The sequence below is a fragment of the Companilactobacillus nodensis DSM 19682 = JCM 14932 = NBRC 107160 genome (assembly GCF_000615905.1).
Classification (GTDB): Bacteria; Bacillota; Bacilli; order Lactobacillales; family Lactobacillaceae; genus Companilactobacillus; species Companilactobacillus nodensis.
Genome location: NZ_BAMN01000028.1, coordinates 1 through 22278, shown reverse-complemented (window position 1 = coordinate 22278; position 22278 = coordinate 1). Strand labels below are relative to the sequence as shown.

22 protein-coding genes are annotated in these 22278 nt (G+C 37.4%); 7 read left to right on the top strand and 15 right to left on the bottom strand.

All coding sequences use genetic code 11. The annotated features are described in order from the left end of the window. Positions 1-108: 108 nt before the first annotated feature. The 12 genes from JCM14932_RS12680 to rpsN all read right to left on the bottom strand — a co-directional run bounded on the left by JCM14932_RS12680 (position 109) and on the right by rpsN (position 10270). The gene (locus tag JCM14932_RS12680; RefSeq protein WP_025025186.1) at positions 109-1017 is read right to left on the bottom strand and encodes a glycine betaine ABC transporter substrate-binding protein; all 909 of its coding nucleotides are present in this window, start codon (positions 1015-1017) and stop codon (positions 109-111) included. A 55-nt stretch (positions 1018-1072) separates the two neighbouring features. Beyond that, entirely contained in the window at positions 1073-1921 is an 849-nt protein-coding gene (locus tag JCM14932_RS12675) for an ABC transporter permease (RefSeq protein WP_025025185.1), read from the bottom strand. Continuing rightward, a complete protein-coding gene (locus JCM14932_RS12670; protein ID WP_025025184.1) occupies positions 1914-3113 on the bottom strand; it encodes a quaternary amine ABC transporter ATP-binding protein in 1200 nt (399 codons plus the stop codon). The genes JCM14932_RS12675 and JCM14932_RS12670 overlap by 8 nt, the downstream gene beginning before the upstream one ends. 419 nt (positions 3114-3532) lie before the next feature. Then, complete coding sequence (gene dltD, locus JCM14932_RS12665) at positions 3533-4789, bottom strand: D-alanyl-lipoteichoic acid biosynthesis protein DltD (RefSeq protein ID WP_025025183.1); 1257 nt, start codon at positions 4787-4789, stop codon at positions 3533-3535. A 3-nt stretch (positions 4790-4792) separates the two neighbouring features. Beyond that, on the bottom strand, positions 4793-5029 hold the full coding sequence (gene dltC / locus JCM14932_RS12660; protein ID WP_025025182.1) for a D-alanine--poly(phosphoribitol) ligase subunit DltC: 237 nt from the start codon (positions 5027-5029) through the stop codon (positions 4793-4795). Positions 5030-5048: 19 nt separating this feature from the next. Then, positions 5049-6260, bottom strand: a complete 1212-nt coding sequence (dltB, locus tag JCM14932_RS12655) for a D-alanyl-lipoteichoic acid biosynthesis protein DltB (RefSeq protein WP_025025181.1) — start codon at positions 6258-6260, stop codon at positions 5049-5051. Next, positions 6253-7773 (bottom strand): D-alanine--poly(phosphoribitol) ligase subunit DltA, encoded by a 1521-nt coding sequence (gene dltA, locus JCM14932_RS12650; RefSeq protein ID WP_025025180.1) that lies wholly within the window; start codon positions 7771-7773, stop codon positions 6253-6255. Before dltA ends, dltB begins: the two co-directional genes overlap by 8 nt. 28 nt (positions 7774-7801) lie before the next feature. Further along, a complete protein-coding gene (locus tag JCM14932_RS12645; RefSeq protein WP_025025179.1) occupies positions 7802-7951 on the bottom strand; it encodes a teichoic acid D-Ala incorporation-associated protein DltX in 150 nt (49 codons plus the stop codon). A 567-nt stretch (positions 7952-8518) separates the two neighbouring features. Beyond that, complete coding sequence (locus JCM14932_RS12640; RefSeq protein ID WP_025025178.1) at positions 8519-9154, bottom strand: GNAT family N-acetyltransferase; 636 nt, start codon at positions 9152-9154, stop codon at positions 8519-8521. A 76-nt stretch (positions 9155-9230) separates the two neighbouring features. Beyond that, on the bottom strand, positions 9231-9821 hold the full coding sequence (locus JCM14932_RS12635) for a hypothetical protein (protein WP_025025177.1): 591 nt from the start codon (positions 9819-9821) through the stop codon (positions 9231-9233). Continuing rightward, complete coding sequence (locus tag JCM14932_RS17510) at positions 9815-9940, bottom strand: hypothetical protein (RefSeq protein ID WP_268870379.1); 126 nt, start codon at positions 9938-9940, stop codon at positions 9815-9817. Before JCM14932_RS17510 ends, JCM14932_RS12635 begins: the two co-directional genes overlap by 7 nt. A gap of 60 nt (positions 9941-10000) precedes the next feature. Continuing rightward, positions 10001-10270 carry a 30S ribosomal protein S14 gene (gene rpsN / locus JCM14932_RS12625; protein WP_025025176.1) on the bottom strand — a complete coding sequence of 90 codons (270 nt, stop codon included), beginning with the start codon at positions 10268-10270 and terminating at the stop codon, positions 10001-10003. Positions 10271-10522: 252 nt separating this feature from the next. Between rpsN and JCM14932_RS12620 the strand changes: the two genes are divergently transcribed. Continuing rightward, complete coding sequence (locus JCM14932_RS12620; RefSeq protein WP_025025175.1) at positions 10523-11245, top strand: WxL domain-containing protein; 723 nt, start codon at positions 10523-10525, stop codon at positions 11243-11245. Positions 11246-11297: 52 nt separating this feature from the next. On the opposite strand, the gene JCM14932_RS12615 is transcribed toward JCM14932_RS12620, so the two are convergent. Together JCM14932_RS12615 and JCM14932_RS12610 are read right to left on the bottom strand one after the other, a co-directional pair. Next, positions 11298-12824, bottom strand: coding sequence for an N-6 DNA methylase (locus JCM14932_RS12615; protein WP_025025174.1), 1527 nt, complete (start codon positions 12822-12824; stop codon positions 11298-11300). 24 nt (positions 12825-12848) lie between these two features. Continuing rightward, entirely contained in the window at positions 12849-14546 is a 1698-nt protein-coding gene (locus tag JCM14932_RS12610; RefSeq protein ID WP_025025173.1) for an N-6 DNA methylase, read from the bottom strand. 198 nt (positions 14547-14744) lie between these two features. Between JCM14932_RS12610 and JCM14932_RS12605 the strand changes: the two genes are divergently transcribed. The 3 genes from JCM14932_RS12605 to JCM14932_RS17505 all read left to right on the top strand — a co-directional run bounded on the left by JCM14932_RS12605 (position 14745) and on the right by JCM14932_RS17505 (position 17520). Continuing rightward, complete coding sequence (locus JCM14932_RS12605) at positions 14745-15512, top strand: WxL domain-containing protein (protein ID WP_025025172.1); 768 nt, start codon at positions 14745-14747, stop codon at positions 15510-15512. 182 nt (positions 15513-15694) lie between these two features. Continuing rightward, on the top strand, positions 15695-17392 hold the full coding sequence (locus JCM14932_RS15645; protein WP_051528141.1) for a PTS sugar transporter subunit IIABC: 1698 nt from the start codon (positions 15695-15697) through the stop codon (positions 17390-17392). Further along, positions 17389-17520, top strand: coding sequence for a hypothetical protein (locus tag JCM14932_RS17505; RefSeq protein WP_268870378.1), 132 nt, complete (start codon positions 17389-17391; stop codon positions 17518-17520). Before JCM14932_RS15645 ends, JCM14932_RS17505 begins: the two co-directional genes overlap by 4 nt. A gap of 67 nt (positions 17521-17587) precedes the next feature. Here JCM14932_RS17505 and JCM14932_RS15640 read toward each other — a convergent pair whose 3' ends face one another. Beyond that, positions 17588-18319 (bottom strand): GntR family transcriptional regulator, encoded by a 732-nt coding sequence (locus JCM14932_RS15640; RefSeq protein ID WP_034543460.1) that lies wholly within the window; start codon positions 18317-18319, stop codon positions 17588-17590. Between the two features lie 179 nt (positions 18320-18498). On the opposite strand from JCM14932_RS15640, the gene JCM14932_RS12590 reads away from it, so the two are divergent. The 3 genes from JCM14932_RS12590 to JCM14932_RS15635 all read left to right on the top strand — a co-directional run. Continuing rightward, a complete protein-coding gene (locus JCM14932_RS12590) occupies positions 18499-19578 on the top strand; it encodes a GDSL-type esterase/lipase family protein (RefSeq protein ID WP_025025171.1) in 1080 nt (359 codons plus the stop codon). A 389-nt stretch (positions 19579-19967) separates the two neighbouring features. Continuing rightward, positions 19968-20270: a KxYKxGKxW signal peptide domain-containing protein gene (locus JCM14932_RS12585; protein ID WP_025025170.1), complete on the top strand. Its 303-nt coding sequence runs from the start codon at positions 19968-19970 to the stop codon at positions 20268-20270. After that, positions 20236-22278, top strand: a 2043-nt coding sequence (locus JCM14932_RS15635) for a BspA family leucine-rich repeat surface protein (RefSeq protein WP_034543456.1), incomplete at its 3' end; no start/stop codon positions are given. The genes JCM14932_RS12585 and JCM14932_RS15635, both read left to right, overlap by 35 nt.

The window sequence follows — 22278 nt, the reverse complement described above, 5'->3', positions numbered from 1 at the left end:
CAAAGATTTTAGATAGCGCTATCAGTGATTTTGGTTTTTCAAGTGATAAGATTGTGAAAATAAAAAGATGGAAAATCTCTCAGTGAGATTCTCCATCTTGTACAGTTATTATTTATTTTTTAAATCTTCAATCGAATTAATATTCTTCATGTACTTAGGAACTGCTAATCCAACTTTGGCACCTTTCAAGTTAGGCCCCAAGTCTTCAAAGCGTCCTTTGTAATCTTTGTAATACAAACCTGACGTCTTAGGCAACCAAGCACTAACTTGTGCATCGGCAGCTTTCGTAGCAATCGAAGCCCAGACCGGTTGTTGTTCCATAGCTTGAATAGTTACCTTGTAACCTTGTTCACGAAGAACTTGTGCCACAACATTAGTTGAGGCAATTTCTGAGTCCCAAGCGACGTAGGTCATCTTCAGCGACTTACCATGAACCTTCTTAACGCCATCAGTCCATTTATTAACTAGCTTAGGGTTATCCTTAATCCACTGCTTAGCAGCTTTTTGAGGATCCATCCCGCCATTGATCTTCAACATAACTTCAGACATCTGAGCCGGCTTCCAGTGGAATCGGTCCAGAATCGTATATGCTTCAGGATCATCTTTTTTGAGTCCTAATCTAACGATTGTATGAATACTTTCAGCTTTTCCGTAGACATTTTTAGGATCTTTTAAGAATTTGATGGGATACTTAGTGAACATCCAATGCGGTTGCCAACCGGTAACCACGATGGGACGCTTTTCTTTGATAGCTTTATCCAGTGTACTAGTCATGGCCGCAGTTGAACTAGTTTGTAATTGCCAATTCTTCTTACTCAAACCATAATCCTTCAAAGCAGTTTGGGTAGATGACATAATACCGGCACCAGCATCAATACCAGTGATAGTATAGTTGATCTGCTCGCCAATTTTTTTGCTACTATCATATGGTTTAGTCTGCGAACTACATGCAGAAATCAGCGGAATAATCAGCAATGCTACAAAGAAAAGACTTAGATTTCTTAATTTTTTCTTCAAACAATCCCTCCTTAAACGAGTTCCATGAAACAAATTTTATGTCTCATTGCACTCTCTATCCTCTTTTATGGTCACGAGTCAATGATTGTGTCAGTCTATCTAAGATAATTGCCAAGATAACAACGGCAAGTCCGGCAGCGAAACCACCACCAGCATCGTTTCTACCAACGGCGAAGTATACCTTAGTACCAAGACCCATAGCACCGATCATTGATGCTGTAACAACCATAGATAATGAAAGCATCATACTTTGGTTAACACCAGCCATCAAACTTGTCTTGGCTAATGGTAATTCAACTTTAAATAATTTTTGCCACTCAGTGGAACCGAATGAATCGGCAGCTTCGATCAATTCACTAGGAACTTCTCGAATACCCATATTTGTCATTCTAACTGTTGGTGGCATGGCGAAAATAACTGAAGCGACGATACCAGGTACCATACCGATACCGAATAGGGCAACGGCAGGAATCAAATAAACGAAGGCTGGCATAGTCTGCATGAAGTCAAGGATCGGCTTCAAAATTATTTCAGCGATACGACTCTTAGACATCAATATTCCTAGTGGAATACCGATAACTAGAGCAATCAAACTTGATGTTAATACTAACGTTAGTGTTTGGGTCATGTCACGCCAGAAGTCCAAGTTCCAGATCAATAATAATCCGAACAACTCGAAGCCTAATAAGGTCCAGCGTTGATCATCTCGATTGACATAATAAGTTAGTGCCAATACTAAGACAATAAATAACCAAATTGGAATCAGATCGAATACCCATTGGAAGGCATTGTTGATCCCACCGATAAAGTTAGTTACACCATTAAAGAAACCAGTGAATGATACTAACCAATCGACGAAACCATCGATCCAGTGTGCTAATGGTAATTGTGGAATATTATTCAAAATGACTCACCTCATTTCCTGCTAGGGCACCAAGTACGGCACCACGAACGATAATTCCCTTCAACTGATTATCATCATTTACAACTGCAAATGGGATACCGGTTTGAGAAATATCATCCATCAAGTCATTGATAGGAGCGTCAACATGAGTAGTTGGAACATCAGTCTTAACGATTGATCTCAAGTCACTACTGTCCTTACGTACCAATCCGATAACATCATTAGCATCAACGATACCAACAAGTGTCCGCTTGTTATCAACCACATAAGCCGTTGATACTTCATTATTCTTCATACGCTTCAAGGTCAATCTTGGACCGGCCTTATCGACATTGATCGTAACTGGACGAATCATTACGTTACCAGCTGTAAGAACCTTACTACGGTCAACATTCTCAATAAATTCTTCAACATATTCATTTGCTGGATGTGTCAAAATATCTTCTGGTGTACCAGTTTGAACGACTTCACCATCACGCATGATCATAATGTGATCACCAAGTTTCAATGCCTCATTCAAATCATGACTGATGAAGATGATCGTCTTATGTAATCTTTCCTGGATATCCAAGAGTTGATCTTGCATGTCAGTTCTATTCAGTGGATCCAGTGCCGAGAAGGCCTCATCCATTAATAGTATCTCAGGATCGTTGGCTAAGGCACGAGCCAAACCAACACGTTGCTGCATCCCACCAGATAATTGGTCAGGATACTCATCGTTATAACCAGTGATACCAACTTGTTCTAGTGCAATGTTAGCTTTTTTCTCACGAGTATCTTTGTCAACGCCTTGAATTTCAAGACCATATTCAGCATTCTCTAGAACTGTTCGATTAGGAAGCAATCCGAAGTTTTGGAATACCATACTCATTTTCTTACGTCGAACCTCACGAAGCGACTTCTTGTCCATCTTCATTAGATTTTCACCATCAATTAGGACTGATCCATCTGTAGGTTCGATCAAACGATTGATCATACGAACCATAGTTGACTTACCACTACCAGATAGACCCATTATTACGAATATCTCACCGTCATTGATCTCAAAACTTGCTTGATCAACACCAACGGTAGCACCCGTTTCTTTTAGAATTTCAGGTTTAGTCTTACCTTGCTTGATTAAATCTTTAGCACGGTTGACATGTTTACCAAAAATCTTAGTTAAATTTTTAACTTCAACTTTTACTGTCATCAAATCCCCCATTCTTTTACATATTACGTCTTGAGATAAAAGCGGCTCTTGAGTAAAGAAATACTAAACTCAGGAGTCTTTTATCAGAATTTTCAATTAAAAATACTATTATTCATAAGGTAAAAATAATAGCAACACACGTAATACACTAACAAAGATGGTTGTATTTTGCAAACTATGTGTAACGTAAATGCCGCATACGGGCATTTATGAGATTTTTTTACAAGGCTAGATATCCTAATCTTATAAGACTTACAGGGCTTTCAGTTTTTTAATAAAAAAAAGTCAAAAAAATACCGAGATTCTACTTTTATTGTAGAATCTCGGATTTGCGGGCATGCACTGTTTTTTGAGGGGGAAACAGTACTACGGAAAAGGTATTACGGTTTACTTCCCTTACCTGCCAGGCTTGGGAAGTTTCAAAAATCAGTATTATTAGCCCACTTCTTAGTTAAGAAGTAACTGTTCATCTTATAGTTGGTCTTATTTGGATCAGCTTTTTTATTCTTATAATAAGGTTCCAAATGCTTGTCCAAAATCAACCAGCCACGCCATCCCATGTGGATAGTATCTTCAGCAATGTAGTTAGGATTCTTCTCATGAGTTAAATCAACTACGTTGTTAAAACCTTGTGACTTCAGTTGATATGTTATCTTCTTACTAAAGTCAGCCAATGAATCTTTTGGCATACCAGTGTACTTGATCCACTTTGGATTAACTGGTTGGATAACAAACATTACCTCGGTGTGATTTTGATTGAACAAATACAACATTGCTTGGAAGTCATTATATTCAGGTGAATGATTATAATCAACATGTCTATGAGCATTCTTGTATCTGTGAATTCTTCTATACAATTGTTTTCTATAGAAGGAATCGCCAATCTGCAAATCATTTTCACGTGAGTGATTCTTTGCCATCTTAACTGCTAGCTTGTCCAAATCCTTGTAGTTATAGTTGTCAGGTAACTTCGACACTGCTTGATCGATCTTCTTTTGGTGATCATTCAACGAAATAGTTCCGAAGAGATTATCCTGACTTTGTAGACTACTACGAGTTAGACGATTGATATAAAAACGTTGGAAGCTAGTAATTTGCTTACCGTCAGCGATTCTGAGTAATGCATTGGTCTCAACCGTATTAAGGCTGTCATCCAAATCAAGAATCCTGTTGGCAATATACTTATTCATCTTCTTATCACCGTGATTGGAGTTAACAATGAAGCCTGTTAATTGCAATGGAGATAGGAAGTACTTGAATACATCCGAAGGAACACCTTTTTTGGTGAACCACTGTGGTGAAATGATCACAACAGCTTTTTGATTCTTCAAACCAGTCATTCCACTAACGTTCAATGCTTGTGTTAATGAAGCTGTACCAGGGTTACCTAGTAAAAATGGTTTGTTCTTCCAGTGATACTTCTGTGCCATGGAAGATGGATGGAACGGGTCCATTCTAGAAAGTTCAGATGATCCAATAATAGGAATGTAATTTTCTTTTTCGGCCGCATTCTTAACACCTTCACCTTTGAGAACTCTAACATCCAATGAAGTAGATGCTTGATCTATCTTGCGTGGCGTAACTGTTTTGAAATTAATCGGAGTCCATAAAAGAATCAATAAAGCAACAATCGCAACTATTACAGGTCCAAAAATCATCCATAACTTTTTTTTCATAGTTTATTCCAATTCTTTAACACGGTCTGAAATTTTGTTGATAGTTGACCATTGTGAGCGGTCGAATTCTGAAACAGGTACCTCAATTCCAAAATTGTCCTGTAATGTTACTAGAACTTCAACTGTTGCCATTGAATCTAGAATACCAGTTGCGAATAAGTCTTGATCTAAGTTGTCACCAATGTTATCTAATCCTGTTACATCTTTTAAAATATCTACAATTTTGTCTGTGTTTTCCATAATGAATACTCTCCTTTAATTAACCGAACCATAATGTGTTCAAAAATCCTGAGAAAATCAGGAAACTGAAGCAAACTACGTTGAAAGTTATGAAGATTGCTAGAGCCTTAGTAAATTTGTTGCTTGGAATCTGTTGACGATGCTTCTTCTTGAATCTCAGCCATGCATCGTTGGTGATCATAGCGCAAGCGTGGAAAATACCATAAACGATATAGTACCAAGTTTCTCCATGCCAGAATCCCATGATCAAGAACAATGTGACGTATCCGAGGTTTGCCATTGTAACTCTGTTCTTGATCCATTTTTTCTTCATCATTAAAAAGATCAAACGCATATAAATGAAGTCTCTGAACCAAAACGATAATGTGATATGCCATCTATTCCAGAAGTCCTTGATGTTGACTGACTTGAATGGCTGTCTGAAGTTCATCGGTGTTTCTACACCCATGAAGTTACTGATTGCGACCGCAAAGAGTGAGTAACCAGCGAAGTCAAAGAATAGATACATACTATAGGTATACATGTAGGCCACTAATGCCCAGGAAATTCCTAGTGGTGCCTGCTCTCCGTAGGACAATGCTAGAATAGAAACTTTTGGTAATAGCAATGTTCCGAAGAAATATCCCAAAATGAACTTATAAACTAATCCCAACATTAATCTGTTTGTACCGGTGTGTAGCAGCTCCAAGTACTTTTCACGACTTGGAACCTTTAATACGTCTTTTTGAAAACGGCGGAAACGGTCGATTGGTCCAGATGAAATAGTTGGGAAGAATAGTAGAAATCTGACGAACTCGGTCGGCTTGATCTCTTTGATCGTGCCATCACGGAGTTCCATAATTATTTCTACAGCCTTAAAAGTTAAATAACTTATTCCCATGAATGCGAATAATGATATCGTCGCATTCTTCAATAGTGGATCTAATTTTACAAATACCAGTGGAATAATCGCCAGGACTACCGCTGAAGTGAATACCCAGAAGTTATTGTGATTCTTCCGATAGTGCTTATATGTGAAGACAACAATCATTTCAAATAGTACATAGAATATTAACGAAATACCTTGCCTTGCGTCACCCCCGAAGAAAGTGATGACTAAAATCAATACTGTTGCAAAGAAATCATAGATTCTGAAACGTTTGCCGTATAGTAAACCAATGATGATAGGAAGTAATAATACGAATAGGTAAATAAAGTAATGCGGTGAGCTGTATGGTGTAATGTTATGCATTAATCTCGCCTATTAGTGCCTTTCTATCTATCTTTCCATTTTTACTAATTGGCAGTTGTTCCACAAACTTCAAAACATTTGGAATCATATAATCCATTGTTGTTGTCTTCAATTCATCTTTGATCTGAGAGTTCAATTCAAGCTCATCAACAGTCTTGAATTGATCCTCCAACACAATATGAGCAATCATCTTGCTGACTTGCTTCTTGTTGTTATATAGCGGAACGGTACAAGATTGCTTTACCTGATCCAAGTTACCCAACATAGAATCGACTTCTTCTAGCTCAATACGATATCCATGCATCTTGATCTGGAAGTCAGTTCTACCCTTGTAGAACAACAATCCGTCTGGTGCTTCACTGACCATGTCGCCAGTGTGATAGAACGTTTCGCCGTTGATAACTTCAAAAGCCTTTTCGGTTTGAACGGGATTATTCAAGTATCCCTTGGAAACATCTGGTCCACTAACTAGTAATTCACCAGTTAAGTAACCATCTTCATCCTTTTCGAAGTTATAAATAATGTGATTCATGTTTGACTTAAGATATCCAATTGGTAGTCGATCGTACTTATTCAACATATCTTGATCGATCAAGATGGATGTAATAGCAACGGTATTTTCGGTTGGGCCATATGTGTTATACAGCTTGGCCTTAGGAAACTTCTTCAATAACTTAACCGCTGTCGCATGTGTCAACTCTTCACCACAGAAGATGAACTTATTGAGGTTAGGCATATTCATACTGTCGAAGCCTCTGAACAATAAGCACATCTCGAAGAATGATGGTGTAGAGATCCAAGTGTCAAAGTCTGAATCAACAATGGCATCTTGCAACTTACCAAAGTTCTTAGTTGTGGCCTTGTCAACAACAGTTAAAGTAGCACCGTTAGTCAATCCTGGATAAATATCAAAGACTGATAGGTCGAATGAAAATGGTGCTTGTAACATCAAATTAGTTTCATTAGAGTAATCGAACTTGCTGTCGACCCAATTTACAAAGTCCGAAAGGTTATTAGTACTGATCTGAACTCCCTTTGGAGTTCCAGTAGTACCTGAAGTAAAGATAATATAGAAGTCGTCTTCCGGTCCGATGCTCTTGTTAGCATCGTAAATATCATTTTCAGATTCCATCGCTTCTTTTAGCTCATTCATTGAAACAACTGGTGTCTCAATTCCAAAGTCACTAGCATCACTCCAGTTCAAAACCAATGATGGTTTTGCAACCGAATTGATCTGTACGATACGTTGAGGATCTGATCCATCATCAACCGGAATGTACGGATGCCCCGCCTTTATGGCGCCAAGGAACATCACTAACATTTCAAATTGTTGGCCACCATAAATTATGATGGGACTCTTTTCTGGTAAAAACTTATCTTGCAGAAAATTAGCAATACGATCAGATTTTTGTCCCAAATCATGATAAGTATGTGTTACTGAACCATTTTGATAACAAACTTTGGCAGGTGACTCAGTAATAATATCCGTAATCTTTTCAATAATTGAATTCATGACTATTCCCTTCTCTCGCTTTCAATTTTTAAAAGTCAGCGTAAATAAATTTGGCATTACCTACACCGCTATATCCATAGATGTACAAAAGAACTAAAAAGACTGCGAAAAAGGTAACGGTTTTAATTACAAACATACTAGTTGGTTTTTGTAAAAATATAAGTAAATTTTTCTTCATAATTTACACCTTTCCTATTATTTCGCTACGCAAGGCCTATATAACCATTGGATTCTATAGGGTGTCAAACAAAAAAATTAATAGATTTTATGAATTACAGTTTTATCTATATAACTTTTATAAGTATTATAATAATTGTTGTTTAAACATATTACGGCATTTTTGTAAAAATATTTTGTCTTTTTTGACCAAAACATACTGCCACAGGCAGTTTATTAGATATATGTTTAAACATATTATTTTAGAACTTGTTTATTTTTGGAAATATTTCATTAAAAATGGATAACTATTACTAATAAAATCATCCAGCAATGGCTAATATGATTAAAATGTCAAATATTCTAAAATTATATATACAGTTTTTATATTTAAATATTAGATACCGTGTTCGATTTATATAAATCGAACACTATGCAATTATTAATACTTACCATTTAGCGAAAAAAATAATTTAACTAATACTGATTCATTTGCGTGAAATCTAGTACGGCTTTAATCATAGTTTTTTCAATTTTCATAGTCGCTTGCATTTTCTTACATCTTTCTTACATTTTTGTAAGGTTGGCATTAAAGCAATCTTTGGAAGCTCCAGTTCTTCACTACCTTATGACCAAATTGCAACTGAATATGTGACGCCACTGAGAAGCCGTTCTTCTCATAGAAGTAACAGTTTGGCTTGGTATTAGTCATCAATGTTACTCGTCTAACACCGTTTTGTTTGATACTCGGCAATACACATTTTTGGATCATTTCACTACCAAGATGTCTATCCTGATACTTAGGATTGACTGCTAGAATACTCAAGTAATAAGTGTTTATTTCTGAAAATTCCACACTCTTGCTTTCAGCCTGATCCATTTTTTTAAGATAGCTCCACAAATTAAACCTGATGAAATACGGCAATAATCGTGTTGCTCCAGCTTGAAAGTATTCCAGCATGCTTATTTTTTTGTCATCCAGTGAATGGAACAACGCAACCGAGACGATTTCATCGTTGACCACCCCTACATATCCATTGCCGCGTTTTAAGTCCACCGTCAATTCGATCATTAAGATCAGCTTGAGAAACTTTCGATACTCAGCGTTATTTTTGAACTTCTTTCTCAAAACATCCCAATACAACGGATAATCAAAGAATGCTTCTGTTTCCAATTCCGCGATTTCTTCTAAATCTTCTATAGTAGTCTTACGATATTCAGCCAATTGTTTTCTCCTTATACAGTAAATTACGTAAAAAACTTTTAATCGTACTAAAAAAGGATTGCTAAAAATAGCAATCCTAATTTTTTTTATCTGGGAAGAACTTTGATAACTCATAATTCATATGAAGCAATTCCAGCGAATGTTCATTTTGTAATTTATCCAACTTCAATCCGTTGGTATCGATCTTCAATAATTCGTGAATATCCTGAAATGACTGCGCAACTTCAAAATAATATTGATAACGGAGCGACGTGAATTGAATATTGATCTTTTGTTTCCTCCAGATGGGAGCTTCTTCAGGACCTGTTAACAGATGTTCTAAGAATGCATAGTCAAAGTCAGACCATTCCTTCAAGTCATACTCTTTGACCAAAGACTTAATATCCTTCATATCATCGAAGATAGCTGCAAAATTCAGCAACCAATTCATCTTCTGTGTAAAAGCATTCTTCTGTGACAATGCCGCAACTAAATAAATAGTGCGCAAATACTTGGCATCTTTGAATTTGAACCGTTTATCAAGATCATCGATCAAGAAGAAGGCATTCTGTAGATAATAACTCTTGTTTTTTTGCTTGTTGATAAAGTTTTCCAACAAGTCCTGTGTATAAATAGTTATTACCCCAGTATTAAATAATTTGTCCACAGGCATTTCTTGACCTACCAAGCAGCAAGTTGTGCCTCTTTGTCATCTTGTAATTTTAGTTGTGCTGGTCTGTCGTCATCACTCCACGGTAGACACAACTGATTATTTTTTAAAATTGAATAATAAGTTATCTCTGTCATTTCCCTCATCACCTTACTTCTATTGTACCCAAAAAAGCCGCCGAATAAACGACGACTTTTCTACCAGCTGGCTTTTTTTACTCCAGGGATCTGTCCAGCATGAGCTAACTTGCGAAAGTTCAATCTAGACATTTGAAATTTACTCATATAACCATGGGGACGTCCATCGATCAAGTCACGAGAATGTAGTCTCGTAGCTGATGAGTCTCTTGGTAATTTGCTGAGTTCTTCATAATTACCGGCTGCCTTTAGTTCTCTACGTAATACTGCATAACGTTCAACAGTCCGTTGTAATCTTTTTTCACGTTCAATCTTTGCTTTACGTGCCATAAATCTAATACCTAACCTTTTCCTATTTTGTGGTGCTTATATAGGAAGTCAATACTAGTATTTTTCGAATCGCCTTATACAGTAACAAATTACTATCCACATATCAAATTATTTGATTTCAGAAGAAAAGTGGATCTCGCACTTAATTTTCCATATTTTGTAAAAAATTCTTACGAAAGTTGGTATAAAAATAGTGTGGTTTTGTGATATGTGGTATTATTTAATTACAAATAAGTTGCTGGAGGATATAACATGAAATTATCAAACTTGATTTTTAGCACAATCGTCAGTCTAAGTGCCTTGTTCATGTTCCCTTCAGTAACTCAAGCCGACACAACTACTACCCTCAATAATTCAGACAGTATCGATATCTCTGCCAGTAACAATACCGATGACTCTGCAGCAACACAAACTGCTACTTCAAGTGTCAACGTTACTGTGGTTACTGGGTTGCTGACGCTCGACTCTGTTCCTAATTTCAACTTTGGTAACGGTGCTTCTGGTAGCACTGTTAACTTAAAAGATAACTCAGACGATGGAAACATCATCGTTGATGGTAATTCTCAGGGTATCTTACAAGTTACTGAATCCCGTCAAAACTCCGAAGGAAAAACTCCTGGATTCAATCTATCAGCTCGTTTGAACAGTTTTAGTTCCAACGGTAATCAAATCGATGGCTTTACGATGAGCCTTAATTCCGAAGGACTATATGACGCGGATGGCGACAATATCAGTACTGGTGCCAACAAACTTACTACCAATGAAGCCAGATTAATTGCTGGTAGTGATCAAGAAACAAGCGTAATGAATCTCGCCGCCGGAACATACAAGTCTGGAGCGATCAGATCTAGCTTCACAGATCCTGATTCAGCCAGTATGTACATCCCTAAGAACGCTGACACATCAAGCAAGTCGATGCAAAGATACGAAAGTTCAATCGTTTGGACTTTGACACCTACACCTTCTGTAAACTAAAAAAGTTCAAAAAGCCTCGTATTTACTCAAAGTAAATACGAGGCTTTTTGAATTAGTCGAGATTTAATACGATAGTTTTTTTTACACCTTGTTCTTTGTCCATAACTTCGAACACATCACCTATCCCCATGCTGTCGTATAATTGTTGTTCAACCTCGGCAGCAGTTTCATCCAAATTAGCATTAACATTTTCTACCTTAGTTTTTACCAAATTGAACTTCTGAATAGATTCCATTTGCTCTTCCAAAGGTACAATTGGGATCTGTAAGTTACCCACAGTCTGTGCATTAAACTTCGTTAACTGAGTTTCCCCCAATGGGCTGTGTAAAAACTCCTCAAGCCATTGCTTATTCACATATTTGGAATCTGCTTCAACCTCAACCGTACCTTCGTCATTTACTTCCAGCTCTATATCACCTTTACCTGAATCTTCAGAATAAATTTTTGCAATGTTGGATAATTTATAAGTATCTGCTTTTTCTAACTTTGAAAAGTCAACTCTAACTGACAAATTTTCTTTCAACGGGATACTTTCACTATGAACATATTTACTAGGAAGAAGAGCATTGTTATTTTTTTCAATTTCCTCGAATGATACATTTCTGACGAATCCAGCATACTCATTTTTTTTGTTCCAAGCTTTGATCACCCTATTAGCGGTTTGCTTATTAACCACACTTCTTACCATATTATCAGACAGCTCACTATCAGGGGCATTGATCATTCTAATACTTCGATCATCCCTAACCTTGGATTTACGAACGACCAAAATAATACTCATAACTTCTCCAATATCATCTGATAATTGAATTACTGTATCGATCAGACCACGTTGGATATAGTCATTTTTTATCGAACTATCTCTATCTAATAGCCATTCAATAGCTCCAAATATTCCATACCCTTCAGATTTAACCCGTGACATATCAGCATCGATCTGTTTAAAAATATCAATAGAATTCTTCTTTTTGTTAAACCTCCAAAGCCTATTCCTCTTACGATTAATAATAGAAATCGTCTTATCATATTCCTTATCACTAGCCACATACTCACTATGCGCCAAATTAGTATTAGTCGCATTCATACAGTAGATAAGAATTAAACCAAAATCATAAAATGACGTTTTTTCAAAGCCATCTATTTTTTGATTACTATTATTTTCTAGAAAATCGTGGATTAAATTGCCGCAGTCCAAATTATCAATCAATACCTGATCGGATTCTTTTATATCCGATATTGCGCTCATCACATAAAGTGTTGGTGCATATCTTCTCATCGCGTTAATGCTATACCAAATTTCTACATCATCAATTGCGGAGATATTTTCTAATTCCAAACATATCTTTTGTACTTTATCCATATCAATAATCTTAGGCACCTTATCAGTGAATTCAAAATCAAGCCCTTTTGCTTTTGAATTAAACAGCGGCACTAGTTCTTCCGGCTTACCTTCCAAATACTTCAACATATCAGAACGATTCCCATGAATCACAAAAAGAACCATAGCCAAATGATAGACGATGATCTCATTTCTATTTATTAATCTCAAGATTCTACGGTAAACAAGTTTTAAATTCATTTAATTCTCCATTAATGATCAATATTATTTAAAGAATCTATTCAAGCCCATTTCACGATACAATTCCAATTTAGCGTTATTCATATTCTCAGTAATTCTTTGACGAGTATCGCTGATAACTTCCATATTTTGATTATAACTGCTAATACCCTCAATCTGAGATTCCAACGGTATAACCGGAACTCGCACTTTAGAAATAGAAAAGTTTGGATTCTTGACCCGTTTAAATTCTGCTTTTGCAAGTGGTGTACGCAAGTATTGTGCTAGCCAGCGACTATTAAAGTTTGGGTTCTTCAAACGAACAACTATCCCGATAAAAAGTAAGTCAACATAGTTCTTAGTAACATAAGATATTTTTTTATCGGTAAATCTAGTAACTAAAATATCTGATTTTTGAACCGGCTCATTTGTTATCGAATAATACTCTGGTACATCACGCCACTCATAATCACTTAGAACGAAATCTCCATCATTGTTTACTAAAACAACTCGATATTTACTTTTAATGTTTCCATATAAAGTCGGCACATGGTTATCTAAAATATCTGCAATTTTTCCAAGTTCGATCGTCTTAATATTATCGAATTCACTCCGATGAACTTTTACATCAAATCCATTAGATAGTTCGTATACTCTATCCTTCAAATAGGCTTCCGGCATTAAGTCATAGCCGCTATTACTGATTTCATCTGTATCAACTGTTCTCACAAAATCAGCATAACTGTTATCTTTACCTAATGTATCAACTATTCTTTTTTTCATGGCAGTGATTTCACTATTATTTTTGTTTTTCCAAACCATATCAGAGGCATCAATCATCCGCACTCGTTGCTGATTCTTCTTCTTGGCCTTGTCCAAAACTACAATAACCATACCCGAATTAGGAAATGACCTGCCAAGTTGAATGATGGCTCTGATCCAGTCGTTTTCGACAATTTCTTTCTTTAGAGGACTATCCCGTTGCAGGTCAAACTCATGAAAAATAAATATCACACGTCCATCAGAATGAGTTTTGTTCATGCTTGACTCAATATATTCATAGCAATTCATCAAAGCATTTCTTGGAATTGGTCGATTAATACTGTTTAATTCATCAGCGAGTATCATTTTCCAAAATGATTTGTCCTGTATAGGATCTGGTAGCTTAGAAATAACCCAATCGAATTTTTCCTCCACTTCTGATGAGATTCTTCGATGATTGAGGTTCACATGACTAGCCTGCCTGAAATAAGTTATCAACAACACAAAGTCATACAAAATTGTTTCATCATATCCAGTTACACTTTGATTAATATTTTCATCCAAAATCCGCAGTAACAAGTCTCCATGGTTGAATTCGACATCCAAAACTGTTTCATCATCCTGAATATCTGCGATATCCATAATAAGATCTATCAGTGAGTCATTATCCGAACTTATAAACAGATTCAAGATTGCCTGGACATCTTCATTCGAATCTTGTTTTGCAAACTCATCACAGATTTCTCTAACCATCCCAAGGTTAATTGCCCTAGGAATATTATCGGAGAATTCCAAATGATTCTCTTTGGCCTTATTCTTAAATAATGAAGCTAATTCATCTGGATGAGATTTCAGAAGTCTTATCGTCTCTTTACGGTCATCATGAGTTACAAAAAGAACCATCATAATAAGATAGTTTCTTTTAACTTTTGTGTTTCTTGAAATTTCACTTTCGTCATGACCGGTAATATATTTCCCCATACTTATCCTCATTATCAATATTTTGTCATTTTTACGGATGAAAAAACTAGTTTTACTGAGTTTTATACAACTAAATGCATTATATCCCAAATTCTGAAAGAAAGATTTATGAATTTAGAAATAAATGACCCCGTTTTTTTTGATACTATTCTAGTAGACAATATTGCTGTTCTATTAATGTGTAAAGGGGGAAAACAAATGAGATCATACAAAAGCTTGATTGCTAAGTCATTACTTATCGCCAGTATAATCTTTGGCGCACTAGGCGCAACTGCTTCCCCCGTACAAGCAGCAACCGTTAATAACGCCTTACCTGTTGATACAAGCGCCGTCACAGAAGACGATGGTACCACACAAACTACTGATGCTAACAAAGTAGCTACTTCAAATGTTACCGTTGATATCTTATCAGGAATTCTAACGCTTAACGCTGTTCCTGATTTTGCTTTTGGCTCTACAATGATCGGTTCAAGTTCAAAGTTAGTATCTAACAATGTTGATACAACTGATACAGATGCACCTCTAGGTGAAGATGGCAGCTCCGAAGGTGTAGTTAAGATGATCGATTCACGTACACAAACAACCAAAGACGGCATGGCTACCGGCCCCGGATTCTCATTGACAGCATCAATCGGTAACCTAGTACACGGCACTTCAGAGCTTGGTGCTATTCTTACGTTGAGTTCAATGCCATTGGTTGATCAAAATGACCAGAACGTTTCTATAAACTCTGCTAAAGATTTCAAAACGACTAAAGGTGTCCTCCAAAGTGGCGGACCTGCTCAACAATTGATCAACTTACAAGGTGGTACTTATCGTGCCGGTGTCATCAGAGCACACTTCAGCACACCTGATTCAGCAAGCCTTGAAGTACCAAACCAAACAAACACTGCTCCAAGTAATTCAGTTACAAAATACAATGCAGTTGTAACATGGACATTAAACGCTGCACCAGTTGTTAAATAATAAGACTAAATCAAAGACCAACGAATTAAATTCGTTGGTCTTTTTATGTTTAAACATATATCACTACCAAAAGTTTAGTAAAGGTTATACAATAAGGTAAATAATAGAAATATTTTTATTATTTTTTTGGTTTATATAACAAATTAATAATATTTCTAATCAACTTATTGGGAGGATTAACTATGGCAGATTCGTTAGACATACTTGCGCCCGTATCTGGGCGAATTGTTGAACTATCATCCGTAAATGACCCTGTCTTCTCCCAAAAAATGATGGGCGAAGGATTCGGGATCGAACCGACAAGTGGTGAAATTCGCGCTCCAGTTGCCGGAACTATCACCTTCATTGCTCAAACCAAACATGCCTTCGGAATTACGACTGCTGGTGGCGCTGAGATCCTCGTCCATATGGGAATCGACACTGTAGATCTCAATGGTGAGCCATTTGATCTTAATATAACTGAAAATGACACAATCACAGCCGGACAATCACTTGGAAATATGGACTTAAAAAAAATTAAGAACTCCGGTAAAGAAACAACCGTAGTCGTGGCAATAACCAACACTAAGGATTATCTCGAAAGTATCACATTAAAATCCGGCAAGATTTCATCCGGTATAATTGCTGCCTCAGCAATTCCCAAGACTTCCAATGATCTCCAAAATGACGATCAAGCAGATAGTTATCAACAGTTAGCTTCAGAAATCATCAAGGATATTGGTGGCAGAGAAAATATCAACTCACTTATCCACTGTATAACTCGCTTGCGATTCTACCTAAAGAACGATCATATCCCTGACGACGATGCCATCCAAAATCTCACTGGAGTAATCAATATTGCCAGAGCTTCTGGACAATACCAAGTCGTCATTGGTTCAAAGGTCACTGAAGTTTACGATGCGGTTATTGATCAGCTCGGCCCGCAATTCAAAAATCTCCCGATCAAGCCTCATATTGAAGGACACAAAACCATCCGTTCACGGATCAAAGAAACATTCAACGCGTTCATTGGTGTCTTGACCGGCTCAATGATTCCAATTATCGGTCTTCTTGGAGGATCAGGTATTCTAAAGGGTATCCTCGGAGCATTGACAGGATATAATATCCTCGACAAGGCTAGTGGAACCTATCTGCTGTTCTCATCTATCGCCGATTCACTGTACTACTTCCTACCAATAATCCTCGGATTCACAGCCGCCAAAAAGCTCGGAGCTAATCCGATCACTCTAGCGGTGGTCGGAAGCGTCCTAACCTATCCGTCACTGATTGCGGCAGGCAGTAATTCGATTCAGCTGACGGTCTTCCGAATTCCGACGCACATCTTGAGTTACAGCTCGTCTGTCTTCCCGATTATCTTCGCTGCTTGGGTCGGAAGTTACCTAGAAAAATGGCTCAAAAAAATTATCCCCTCGGTAATTAGATCGATCTTCTTACCGATAATAGAAGTAATTCTTCTGAGCCTATTGATATATGTTGGTGTTGGTCCGATCATGCTGTCACTAAGTACCCTATTGTCACATGGTATCGAAGCAATTTACTTTGTTAATCCAGCTTTGACCGGATTCTTAGTTTCGGGAATGTACCAAATCGCCGTTGTCTTCGGATTACACTGGGCGATTATTCCCATCGTTGTTAACGACTTGGCAATTAGTGGCCACAGCTACTTGAATGCCATGATTTCCGTAACGATGGTGGCTCAAGGGGCGGCGGCTATGGCGGTAGCACTCAAAACTAGAGATAAAAATACCGTGATCTGTCCTGGGCAGCAACTATCTCAGCCTTTTGCGGCGTTACTGAACCAGCAATCTACGGTATTACGCTTAGATATAAGCGGATATTTTTCTTATCAAACCTTGGAAGTGCCATTGGCGGATTCTTGACCGGATTCTTCAAGGTCGATGCTTACGCCCTATCAGGATCATTGATCGGTTTTCCGGCCTTTATCAATCCTAGTGTGGGTGTCACGTCTAACCTGCTTGGCTACGTAGTTGCCACATCACGACGTTAGTAATAACCTTCGTCATAATCATGATCTGGGGTTACAAGCCAGAAGACGATATCAATCCTGTTATTGGTTAGAATGACTTGAAGTCGACCATTGAGAAATGATTGGGAACATATCTCGTTTGAGTGTGTTCGAACAATCTTCCTGTATCCGTGTAAACAAACTTAGTCAGTGCACCGACACAGTTCATGTCGCCGACATCTAGAACTTGCAAGTCACGCTTAGTAGCTGATTCAACCGTGGTAGTTGAACGTTCGGCCGCAATCTTGAATAGACCGTTGTCACGAATATATTCATAGATAGACTTCTCTGCATCTTCGCGAGTCATATCACCAAGCAAGCTCTTACGGAAGTAACTGTTATCAACCGCCAGAGCCTTACCGTCGAACAATCTCAATCGTTCGACGAAGTAAGCAACATCACCAGTATTAAATGAAGTAAGCTTCTCAAGCTCCTCATCAACTTCAACTTCTTCAAATGTTAAGACATCTGTTGATAAGCGTTGAATAAACTTATTTTGAGGGAAATTTCTTAACGCCTCAAACCCTTCTGTATTCTCAGCTTGGAACACGACACGATCGTCTCGAATTGGTTCTAAGACGACAACACCGCGTCCCTTTACAGCATAAACAAGCCCGTCACTTTGTAATTCTTTAAGGGCACGTCGGACAGTGTTTCTTGTCACATCAAAACGTGATGCGAGTTCTTCTTCACCTGGCAAAGTATTACGTGGTTGGTAGACTTGCTTATTGATTTCTTGCTTTAATGTATCATAGATGTCGGAATATAATTTTTTAGGCATTGGACCTTCTCCTCAATAAACAAATTGTGTGGTATATGTTTAAGCAAATGGAGTTGCAAGTGTTTAAACAAGTAAATTACACTAGAATTATAACATATGAAACTATCTTATAGCATAGTCTATATAAAATAATAATAAATATATTATTACATACTGAACTCATGGAGTGGTGACTAATTATGACAATCATCAATACTTGGACCAAAGAATTTTCATATTTTCCAAATATCAAACACATTAATCATGGAAAAACACAGACAATGACAATTTTTCAGACCCTAGCGACCGATAAGATCAGGCTACTGGTCAATAATCAATACGGTAAGATCCCGTTGGAAATCAAAAGCATCCAAATAGTCGTTAATGGTAAGTATTCTGATGTAACTATGAATAATCATAACAGTTTTAGCATTGCCGCAAAGCAAAAAATGTGGAGCGACTGGTTACCAATTCAACTATCAAGTAATTCTACTTTTGACATCGAGATCCGTTCTTTCAACCATTCGATCCATACATTAGGATCAACTATTTCAACTGAATTAGCTGATTCTGACAACTACATCGATGGCGACAATCACTTCTTCTATGGTGTCTCGGCAGTTCAATCTAATACCGACGAACTAGTGAACAAAGTTGCCTTCTTCGGTGACTCACTAACCAATCAGGGTAGATTTACCTCCCCTCTGGCCAAGCTGCTCGCCAACGAAAATACCGTAACAGCAAATTACGGCATCTCCGGTAATCGTCTGCTTCACAAAGGAAACAGTACTTCCAAATGGTCCAGTAGCTTCGGACCAGCTGGCATTGATCGATTTGAAAAAATGATCGACGAATTCCAGCCTAATACTGTTATCCTGCTGGAAGGTACAAATGATTTGATGTTACCAGGAACCGGCACGCCGACATCTGAATTACCGACTGTCGACGAAATGGTCGCGGGATACAAGACAATTGTACAATATTGTCACAAGAATAATATCGAATTAATTTGTCTAACCATTCCACCATTTCAAGGAGCCATTCTCGATGGACATGATGCCTGGAGTTCTGAAAAAGAAAATCTGCGTATCAAAATAAATGATTTCATCTTAAGTTTAACCAATACAGTCGACTTGGCAACCTTTGTTTGTGATGATTCGCAAAAAAAATTAGCTAAAGAATTCGACTGCGGTGATCACGCTCACTTTTCCGATGATGGTGGCAAGTCGATCGCACGTTTTTTGGAAAATAGCTTGAATGGTGAGTATATTAATTACTAAAGTTAGTCTTAATCTAAAATATAAAAAAATCAGGTATCTTGGCATATTAACTAACCAAGATACCTGATTTTTTATGGTTCATTTCTTATAATAAGAATCATTAAAAAGTGATAACCATGTATACAACATGTCATATAATTATATTTGTATTTATCAAATAGTTTATGCAATAGCATTCATCGTGATAATCCATAATTTTCAAAATAAAATGTAAATCTCATTTTCCAATTGTTTTTTAAATAAATATTGACCAAAGTTGGAAAAATATTCACTTTAGCAAAATAATTCTTACAGTATCTGAAATATATACATATTGCTTAAATATTATAATTTATTTATGCCATGTTAGACACAACTTAATAATATATGAAGATAAAGGGGTAAATAATATGAGGTTTCAACAATTAAAACGTGATCCAAATGCCGTAATGAGAAAAAAGCTCGTTAAGTCAAAGAAAAATTGGATTGTTGTAAGCAGTCTTTCCATCGCCGGGGGCTTATTTTTGATGGGCGGACCAAGTACTGTTGCCAAAGCTGATGCTGCTACAGAATCAACTAAGACAGAAGTAGTTGCACCAAGTACTACACCAACTCCGGCTAAAGGAACAGAATCAACACCTGCTCCTGCCGCTGGTACTGAAACACAAGCATCCAAAGATGCCGCAGCTCCTACAAGGCAATACTGCCGATAAAGATGCTGAAGTAGCTCCAGATGCAAATAAAGATGCTGCTCCTGTAGTAGCACCTGAAAAAGTCCAAGAACAAGCTCCAGCAACTGGTGCTGAAGCAACTGAAGAACCAAAAGAAGAAGCACCCGTTGACGAAAAAACAGTTGAAGAACCTGTTGCAGATACCCTTGTTAAATCAAGACTTGCAGCACAACCAGAATCTACTGCTGTTGGTGAAGAGATACCTACAGATGTTCCTGCTGACACCGAAACTCCTGTTGAACCAGAATCTACTGCTGCTGATGAAAAGACACCTGCGGATGTTCCTGCCGGTACTGAAACTCCTGTAGATCCTGCAGTAGTTGGTGATGCTCAAGTAGAAACAGCGGCACTTGATGGTGTTGAAACTCCAGATGCTGTTGCCAATGGATTATTAGCAAATGCAGCTATTGCTCCAATTACTCCAGTTGATGCTCCTACTACTGTTACTGATGAAGGCAATGGTTGGAAATATGACAAAGCTACAACAACGCTCAATATTAACGGTCAATTGGACGAAAGTGATGGCACCGACAAAGAACGTTGGGGTGGCCACACAAGTGAAATCACTACCATTAGTGTGAATACTTCAGTAACTGCTCCTAAAAACTCATCATACTTATTTGCTAATATGACAAAATTGACCGATATCAAAGATCTTAATAAACTTCAATTTGCAGATGCGGATGGTATTAACGTTACTACTAGCGCTAAAGGTATGTTTAGAAATGATTCGAGTATTACATCAATTAACTTAAGTCAAAACAATCTTTATTACATTGAAGACATTAGTCACATGTTTGAAAATGATACCAGCCTTGAAACAACAATATATCCTATAAAAAGTCCAAAAATGAACATAGCTCATATAACAGATGCCAGTTATGCTTATGCAAACGATACTTCACTTGTTGACCCAGGTGTCTCAGATTGGCAAGTCCATGGAATTAAAAATCTTACTGGGATGTTCAAAAATGATAGTAATATCGAAAACTTAAATCTAAAAAGTTGGTATGAATACCCTGAAGCAAAGCCGCAAACTGGTGATTCCTCAAAAGGTGAGGGTATGTTCGATGGAACAAATCTAGAAACAATTACAATAAATGGTAGTATGCGTTTCGATTCTGAAACCGCACTAACCTCTACCCACGGAACAATGTGGGTAAACTCGTATACTGATCCAGATCACGGAATTACGACGCCAGTTACTGGAAAAGATTTTTCTGGTGTACCAACATTCACAAATGGCGTTGCTACTGGTGGTATTGGTAGCCAGTTCGACGGAAGTGGAGCACTGGATACGAAATACACCTTTGCTGCTCAACAAGCACCTGCAGGTTCAATCATTACAAACATAGTTTCCATACCTACAAATCACGAAGGTGTAAGCATTCCCGTTATAGCACAAGGAACAGCGGGTGAAGAAATAACTATTGATAATGCTGATATTCCAAGTACTATTACCATAGATGGCACTGTTTATACTAAACAGCAATCAACTGATCCAATTAAAGCAATCATATCAAATTCGACATCAACTAATGCAGAAAGCACTGTTACTTATCTAGGCGCCCAAGTTGACGGTGGTTCTGTAGAAGTACCAATTACCAAGAACGGAGAAAACACCGGAGAAACAATTACGCTTAGTGTTGATTCTGGTTACGCTGGTGGATCAACTACAATTACCTTAGATAAACAGATTCCTGAAGGATATGAACTAAAGGATACGTCTAAAGACAAAGTTACTATCACTTACAACGACAGTACAACAAATCCATATACTTTCTCACCAACTACAATTGAATTAGTAGGTACTCCTAATAAGGTCCCTACTATCAAGGTCAATAATCCTGATGGTACTGAGACTACTTGGGATATTCCTGCTGGTAATTATGGTGGAAAAGAACAAACTGTTACTGATGCGAACTCTAAAGTAACTGGTTATACAACTCCTGTTCTTACTGTTGAGTATGGTAAAGATGGTACTCCTACC

Excerpts from the sequence above, each read along its gene's own strand:
- JCM14932_RS12670 (WP_025025184.1), bottom strand. The coding sequence starts at position 3,113 with ATGACAGTAAAAGTTGAAGTTAAAAATTTAACTAAGATTTTTGGTAAA.
- dltD (WP_025025183.1), bottom strand. The coding sequence starts at position 4,789 with ATGAAAAAAAAGTTATGGATGATTTTTGGACCTGTAATAGTTGCGATT.
- dltC (WP_025025182.1), bottom strand. The coding sequence starts at position 5,029 with ATGGAAAACACAGACAAAATTGTAGATATTTTAAAAGATGTAACAGGA.
- dltB (WP_025025181.1), bottom strand. The coding sequence starts at position 6,260 with ATGCATAACATTACACCATACAGCTCACCGCATTACTTTATTTACCTA.
- dltA (WP_025025180.1), bottom strand. The coding sequence starts at position 7,773 with ATGAATTCAATTATTGAAAAGATTACGGATATTATTACTGAGTCACCT.
- JCM14932_RS12645 (WP_025025179.1), bottom strand. The coding sequence starts at position 7,951 with ATGAAGAAAAATTTACTTATATTTTTACAAAAACCAACTAGTATGTTT.
- JCM14932_RS17510 (WP_268870379.1), bottom strand. The coding sequence starts at position 9,940 with ATGACAGAGATAACTTATTATTCAATTTTAAAAAATAATCAGTTGTGT.
- rpsN (WP_025025176.1), bottom strand. The coding sequence starts at position 10,270 with ATGGCACGTAAAGCAAAGATTGAACGTGAAAAAAGATTACAACGGACT.
- JCM14932_RS12620 (WP_025025175.1), top strand. The coding sequence starts at position 10,523 with ATGAAATTATCAAACTTGATTTTTAGCACAATCGTCAGTCTAAGTGCC.
- JCM14932_RS12615 (WP_025025174.1), bottom strand. The coding sequence starts at position 12,824 with ATGAATTTAAAACTTGTTTACCGTAGAATCTTGAGATTAATAAATAGA.
- JCM14932_RS12610 (WP_025025173.1), bottom strand. The coding sequence starts at position 14,546 with ATGGGGAAATATATTACCGGTCATGACGAAAGTGAAATTTCAAGAAAC.
- JCM14932_RS12605 (WP_025025172.1), top strand. The coding sequence starts at position 14,745 with ATGAGATCATACAAAAGCTTGATTGCTAAGTCATTACTTATCGCCAGT.
- JCM14932_RS15645 (WP_051528141.1), top strand. The coding sequence starts at position 15,695 with ATGGCAGATTCGTTAGACATACTTGCGCCCGTATCTGGGCGAATTGTT.
- JCM14932_RS15640 (WP_034543460.1), bottom strand. The coding sequence starts at position 18,319 with ATGCCTAAAAAATTATATTCCGACATCTATGATACATTAAAGCAAGAA.
- JCM14932_RS12590 (WP_025025171.1), top strand. The coding sequence starts at position 18,499 with ATGACAATCATCAATACTTGGACCAAAGAATTTTCATATTTTCCAAAT.
- JCM14932_RS12585 (WP_025025170.1), top strand. The coding sequence starts at position 19,968 with ATGAGGTTTCAACAATTAAAACGTGATCCAAATGCCGTAATGAGAAAA.